The sequence below is a fragment of the Campylobacter portucalensis genome (assembly GCF_009690845.1).
In the GTDB taxonomy this organism is placed as follows: domain Bacteria; phylum Campylobacterota; class Campylobacteria; order Campylobacterales; family Campylobacteraceae; genus Campylobacter_B; species Campylobacter_B portucalensis.
On the sequence record NZ_VWSJ01000041.1, the window covers coordinates 1 to 4,920 of the forward strand.

At 27.8% G+C, this 4,920-nt stretch carries 7 protein-coding genes; 3 read left to right on the forward strand and 4 right to left on the reverse strand.

The genetic code is table 11. The features are described 5' to 3' along the window. The first annotated feature begins 33 nt into the window (after positions 1-33). Positions 34-285 carry a hypothetical protein gene (locus F1B92_RS08340; RefSeq protein WP_154571387.1) on the forward strand — a complete coding sequence of 84 codons (252 nt, stop codon included), beginning with the start codon at positions 34-36 and terminating at the stop codon, positions 283-285. Positions 286-715: 430 nt separating this feature from the next. On the opposite strand, the gene F1B92_RS08345 is transcribed toward F1B92_RS08340, so the two are convergent. The 4 genes from F1B92_RS08345 to coaE are packed head-to-tail and all read right to left on the reverse strand — an operon-like array spanning position 716 to position 3,396. Next, a complete protein-coding gene (locus F1B92_RS08345; protein WP_229770988.1) occupies positions 716-1,315 on the reverse strand; it encodes a nitroreductase family protein in 600 nt (199 codons plus the stop codon). A gap of 46 nt (positions 1,316-1,361) precedes the next feature. Further along, the gene (locus tag F1B92_RS08350; RefSeq protein ID WP_154571388.1) at positions 1,362-2,033 is read right to left on the reverse strand and encodes a DNA alkylation repair protein; all 672 of its coding nucleotides are present in this window, start codon (positions 2,031-2,033) and stop codon (positions 1,362-1,364) included. After that, positions 2,034-2,804: a diaminopimelate epimerase gene (gene dapF / locus F1B92_RS08355; RefSeq protein WP_154571389.1), complete on the reverse strand. Its 771-nt coding sequence runs from the start codon at positions 2,802-2,804 to the stop codon at positions 2,034-2,036. Beyond that, positions 2,794-3,396, reverse strand: coding sequence for a dephospho-CoA kinase (gene coaE, locus F1B92_RS08360; RefSeq protein ID WP_154571390.1), 603 nt, complete (start codon positions 3,394-3,396; stop codon positions 2,794-2,796). Before coaE ends, dapF begins: the two co-directional genes overlap by 11 nt. 71 nt (positions 3,397-3,467) lie before the next feature. On the opposite strand from coaE, the gene purM reads away from it, so the two are divergent. After that, complete coding sequence (purM, locus tag F1B92_RS08365; protein ID WP_154571391.1) at positions 3,468-4,457, forward strand: phosphoribosylformylglycinamidine cyclo-ligase; 990 nt, start codon at positions 3,468-3,470, stop codon at positions 4,455-4,457. A 353-nt stretch (positions 4,458-4,810) separates the two neighbouring features. Continuing rightward, positions 4,811-4,920: prepilin-type N-terminal cleavage/methylation domain-containing protein (locus tag F1B92_RS08370; protein WP_133147246.1), on the forward strand; the 110-nt coding region annotated here is incomplete at its 3' end.

Genomic DNA, 4,920 nt, shown 5'->3' on the forward strand with positions numbered 1-4,920 from the left:
ATTTTATAGGTTTGTAGTAACGATTATGGCGTAGTGGTAAAAGATGGGATAGCACTTTTAAAAAAAGAGGTTTTAAAGCTTGGTATAGAAAAGTTAGATTATTTAGTATGTGCGACTAGAACTCACGGAAGCAGTGTTGATAGCTTAGAAAAATTTGTCAAATATGATGAAATTTTCTGGTTTGATAGTTTGAGCTTGAGTTATCCTAGCGATAAAGTATCAATCAACATCCTTAATAGTTATGTAGAATTTCAAACAAAGAGGATAATGGAATTTATATATTAAATTTACGCTAAATAAAGTTTTATATAATTGATATAAATTTTATTTAGCTTAATACCAAAACTAACACTTAAACGCAAAAATTTTTCTTATAATGTATCTATAAACTCATTTTTGATTATAAGAGCGCTGTTTGAAAAAAATTATAATTAATTTTTACATTAATTTAATAATTAAGCCAAAATTTTACTATTGCTATTTTATACAAAAAAGCAAAGAGGCATTTTATAAAATAATTTTGCCTCTTAATTTATCATCATTTTTCTAAAATTTTGCAACTTTTATGGCTTCTAAAACAAGACATAAAATTTTTTAGAAATTTAAGTGAAATCATAGCTTAAATTTAACCTGCTGAAATTTAGATTTTGTTTTGTATAAATACAAAACATTTGAAATTAGCTAAGCAATGTCATTAAAATTTAATGGCTTAAATTTACTTCCAAATAAGCACGTCATCTAAATTTTGTCTGATTTTTACTCCGCCATTTTCATCGCTTTTTCCAAGCGCTATAACTATGCAGGGTTTAAAATTCTCACTCAAGTTAGCAAATTCTTTAAGCTTATCTAACTCAAAACCGCCTATTATGCAGCTTTTTACATCTTTTGCATAAGCTATATTGACTAAATTCGCTATCGTCATATAAACTTGCAAGCTAGAATAATTAAAAAGCTCTTCATCGCTCATATTGTCTGTTATAGAGCAGATCATTTCGTGGAATTGTGTCACTTTCTCGCTACTTTTTCCTTGCTGTTTAATGACATTTAATAAAAACTCATCCTTTTTTCTCAAATCATTTCTAGCAAAAATTATAACAGCGTGAGAGCAGTTTGCAACTTGAGGCTGATTTTTGCAAGCAAGAGATAAATTCTCTAAATCTTGTTTTTTAGAAACAACCATAAATTTCCAAGGCTCAAGCCCAAAAGAACTAGGCGTTAGGCGTGTTAAATTTATAATTTCTTTAATAACTTCATTGCTAATTTTTTCATCACTAAATTTTCTACAAGAAAATCTATTTTGCATTATAGTATCCAAATTTTCTCCTTAATTAATTTTTGAAACTCTATCACAAATTTTTAAATCATTTTTTAAATGCTTTTAATTTTGATTTAAACTCATCACTTATCCTAAAACTATCTAAACATTTTGAAATAGCTTTATTTTGCGTAAATTTATCTAAACTTTTAGACTCTAAAAATTTAAAAGTTTGATGTGGAAAAACAGCAAAACACTCGCTAATTAGCCAAGCGTGTGCCATTTTATCATAATAATTTTGACTAATATTTCCAATATTAAATATAAAACTCAAATATTTTTCATCAATAAAGTGATAGATTAAATTTACAAACCCAGCCCTTAGGATAAATTCTTTTTCATTTTTTAATAGTTTTTTTGTAAATTTAAACAGCTCATTTTTATTATAATTACTTAAATTTTGAAATTTTATTAAATCAATTAACGCCCAATTATCGCATTTTTTTAGAAATTCATCATAAATTTTTAATTTTTGCGATAATTTAAGATCGCAACTAGACAAAATAACTCCATAAATTACTTTTAGCTCATAAATTTTTAAATTTTTTTGATTTAAAAATTCCCGCCATTTGTCGTTTTTCATTAAATTTTTAGCTATTTTTCTTAAATCCAAAACCCTAACGCCTAAAATTTCATCTTTTGTTTTTATAATTTTTTGATTAAAATTTTTATATTTTTCATCTTTGAGAGCGTATAAAATTTCTAAAATTTCACGCATTCAAAAATCTTTTGTTAAAAAATTTGCATCAAAGGTATGAAGCACTTCACCTTTAAAATTTATTCTCTCATCTTTTAAACTAAAATTTAATATTTCACCGCTTTTTGGTATGATATCAATGCAATCATTTATCATTTTTTCACAAAATCCAGCATAAAATACAGCCGCCATTCCAGTTCCGCAAGCCATAGTTTCACCCTCAACGCCACGCTCAAAAGTCCTAACAAAAATTTTATTATCTTTGATGCTAGCAAAATTTACATTAGCGTTATATTTTTGTCGCATACTTTTGGCTAAATTTATATCAAATTCACTAACAATATCACTAACAAAACTAACAAGATGAGGCACTCCAGTATCGTAAAAATGCCATTTTAAGCCATTTTCTATAAATGATTTTGATAAATTTTTAGGCTTTGTTAGCTCTACTTCTATCACGCCTTTGTTTTTAGAAATTTCATAAATTTTTCCGCCTATTAAACCAGCTTTACTTAAAAAACTACCGCTTTTTTGTATTAAATCATTTTCATACGCAAACATAAAAGCAGCTCTAGAGCCATTGCCACACATATTAGCAAGACTTCCATCGCTATTATAAAATTCCCATTTAAAATCCCCCATTTCACTAGGTAAAATAACTATCATCCCATCAGCACCAATGCCATTAAATCTATCGCAAATTTGCCTAGCTAACAAACTTCTATCTTTACTAACAAAACTCATAAAAATCACAAAATCATTCCCACTTGCACTATATTTACTAACTCTCATCAATATCCTTTATTTTTGTTAAAAATTTTATCACTTTATCCTTTAAATCGCATTTTGTGCCTGTATTTTCTATAACAAAAGTTGCCTTTTTTTTCTTTTCTTCTAATTTTATTTGAGAATTTATTCTAACTAACACTTCATTTTTTGTTAGTGAATTTCTAGCCATCACTCTTTTGATTATCTCATTTTTTTTAGCATAAATTAGTAAAATTTTTTTAAACTCTTTATATTCACTACTTTCAAAAAAAAGTGGAATATCTACAAAGTATGTTTTTTTAAAACTCTCTAAAATAGTCGCTTGACTATAAATTTCAGATCTAATTTTTGGATGCAAGATTTTCTCAAGTTTTTTTAATCTATCTCTATCTTGAAAAACAAACTCACCCAGTTTTTTTCTCGAAATTTTGCCATCTTCTATAAAATCTTTTCCAAATTCTTCATAAATTTCATCCGTGCTTTGATCGAGCATTTTATGGCTTATTGTATCGGCATCGATGACTTTATATTGCAAATCTAGCAAAATATCGCTTACACTGCTTTTTCCGCTACCTATCCCGCCAGTAATTACTATACCAAATTTAAAATCTCGCATTTTTCCTCTACTTTATGAGTATTTTATTAAATTTTAGCTAAAATGGAGGTTAATTTTCAAAAGGATAATTAATGATAACTTATAAAGATTCTGGTGTTGATATAGATGCTGGCAATAAATTTGTAGAAACCATCAAGCCATTTGTTAAATCTACATTTAATGAAAATGTAATAGGCGGTATAGGTTCATTTTCTGGTGCTTTTAGGCTACCAAGTGGTTATAAAAATCCAGCAATTTTAGGAGCAACTGATGGCGTAGGGACAAAGCTAAAGCTAGCAATTGAGTCAAAGAAATTTGACACTATAGGAATTGATTTGGTTGCAATGTGTGTAAATGATCTTATTTGCAATTTTGCAAAACCCCTGTTTTTTCTTGATTACTATGCTAATGCAAAACTCAATGTAGATGAAGCAAGCCTTGTAGTAAAGGGGATTGCTCAGGGTTGCAAAATAGCAAATTGTGCTTTAATAGGTGGAGAGACTGCTGAAATGCCAGGAATTTATGCTAAAGATGATTTTGATTTAGCGGGATTTAGTGTGGGTATAGCAGAGATAGAAGAGATAGACAGAACTAAATTTGTAAATGAGGGTGATGTTTTACTTGCACTTCCAAGTAGTGGATTGCATTCAAATGGTTATTCTTTAGCAAGAAAGATTTTTTTTGATATATCAAAAATGGACTTAAAAGACAAATTTGATGGTCTAAATTTAATAGATATTTTATTAACTCCAACCAGAATTTACGTTGATGAGTTTTTAAAATTTAAGGATAAAATTCACGCTCTAGCACATATAACAGGAGGCGGAATCACAGAAAATTTACCAAGAGTTTTACCGCAAAATCTACAAGCTATTATTAAAAAAGACAAGATAAAAACTCAAGAAATATTTAAATTTATGAGTAAATATGTAGAAGAAGATGAGATGTTTAAGACTTTTAATATGGGGGTTGGAATGGTGATTATAGTCGGCAAAAATGATGCTGATTTTATCATCAAAAACAGCGACGCTTACGAGATAGGAAGTGTAGTAGCTGGCTCAAAATGCGTTAAATTTATATAATTTTCATTCTACAATAAATTTATGATATTTAGCTGACTAGAGAAATCTAGTCTAGGCTGTCAAATTTGCATTTTTATTCATAAGATATTTTTACCTCAAATTTTCACAATCAATCTAATAATTCATCAAATTTTTGAATTAAATTAATAATTTTTAAAAACTATTTTATATCATATAAAGCTCAATGTGTTGGTGTTTGTTTAAATAAATTTTTACCTTAAGATTTTCAATAGATTATGTTTTATCTTCATTTTTATTTTTTGTAATTCCTAAATTTAGGGGCTTTATCTAAATATTTTATAAATTTTTACCTTTGGGTATGTAAAGTGGAAATTTATTTAAAGGAGAAAGCCATGAAAAAGGGTTTTACAATGATTGAGTTGATCTTCGTGATCGTTATTTTAGGTATTTTAGCAGCAGTTGCAATTCCAAGACTTGCAGCAACTAGAGATGATGCAGAGAT